We start from the raw sequence: 1,165 nt of genomic DNA, 5'->3' as shown, positions 1-1,165 counted from the left end.
CTTAAAGCTAAGCACCAATTGGCTCAAAGTTTATTTCCTAATTTCCTAGAATATTCTCGCTTTGTCCGCCGTTGTAATGCCCTCTTACCGAGTATCCAAGTCATTCGCCAAGCACTCGTCTTTAAAGAGGTTGAAGGAATGAGTGTATCCATTATTGACAGCTTCCCCATTCCTTTGTGTCAGCCTATTCGTAATTTCAGAAGCAAAGTTCTTGGAGATTATGCAAATGTTGGCTACAATGCTACAAAGGGACAGTACTTCTATGGATGTAAATGTCATGCTTTAGTCAGTGAATCAGGCTATGTCATAGACTACACAATTACTCCTGCTTCAATGGCTGATAGTTCAATGACCGAGGAAGTGTTGAGTCAATTTGGGACACCAACAGTCCTTGGAGATATGGGATATTTAGGTCAGTCACTGCATGATAGGCTGGAATTAAAAGGAATTGATCTAATTACACCTGTCAGGAAGAACATGAAGCAAAAGAAAATCCTTTTCCCTAATTTTTCAAAACGTAGAAAAGTGATTGAGCGAGTTTTCTCTTTTTTGACAAATCTAGGAGCTGAGCGTTGTAAAAGTCGTTCGCCTCAAGGTTTTCAATTGAAATTAGAGATGATACTTTTAGCGTATTCTTTACTGTTAAAATCAGCTAAATCACTGGAACCAGAGACTTTAAGATATTCTATCGGGTATCAAGTCATGGCTAAATAATCAACTAGCAATTCGGGTATATATATAGAAATAGGTATATAATAAAATACATTGATAGGGAATGAAAACTAAACTATTGATAATAGTTAACCCGAATTGCTAGTTAATTTCATTGGAAAATAAATAAGTCGTGCTATCCTAATCTTAAACCACTAAGCATTAGAAAGCGCACGACTTATATGACTTATAATAGCACACTTCCAAAAGTTTTTGTTTATTTACTGACAACCATTGAGACGCTTTATCAAACGAGTGTTCCCCTTGAGGTTCAAAACCGAAAGAACGTCCATCTCGCAACATCAGATTGCTTAGTTATCGCTTGTTACCTATGGGGCGTACTGCATTTTAGTGAAACACTTAAAGCTAAGCACCAATTGGCTCAAAGTTTATTTCCTAATTTCCTAGAATATTCTCGCTTTGTCCGCCGTTGTAATGCCCTCTTACCGAGTAT

Annotated in this window: 1 protein-coding gene and 1 pseudogene; both read left to right on the top strand. The window is 37.2% G+C overall.

Going from position 1 to position 1,165, the window contains the following annotated elements:
• Window positions 1-714, top strand: a 714-nt coding sequence (locus ABZ707_RS33510) for an IS982-like element ISLll1 family transposase (RefSeq protein WP_360182672.1), incomplete at its 5' end; no start/stop codon positions are given.
• A gap of 179 nt (window positions 715-893) precedes the next feature.
• Window positions 894-1,165: pseudogene (locus ABZ707_RS33505) on the top strand (IS982 family transposase); the annotation flags it as partial.

This window comes from Streptomyces sp. NPDC006923, assembly GCF_040635655.1.
Classification (GTDB): domain Bacteria; phylum Actinomycetota; class Actinomycetes; order Streptomycetales; family Streptomycetaceae; genus Streptomyces.
This window is presented reverse-complemented; position numbering and strand designations above follow the sequence as displayed.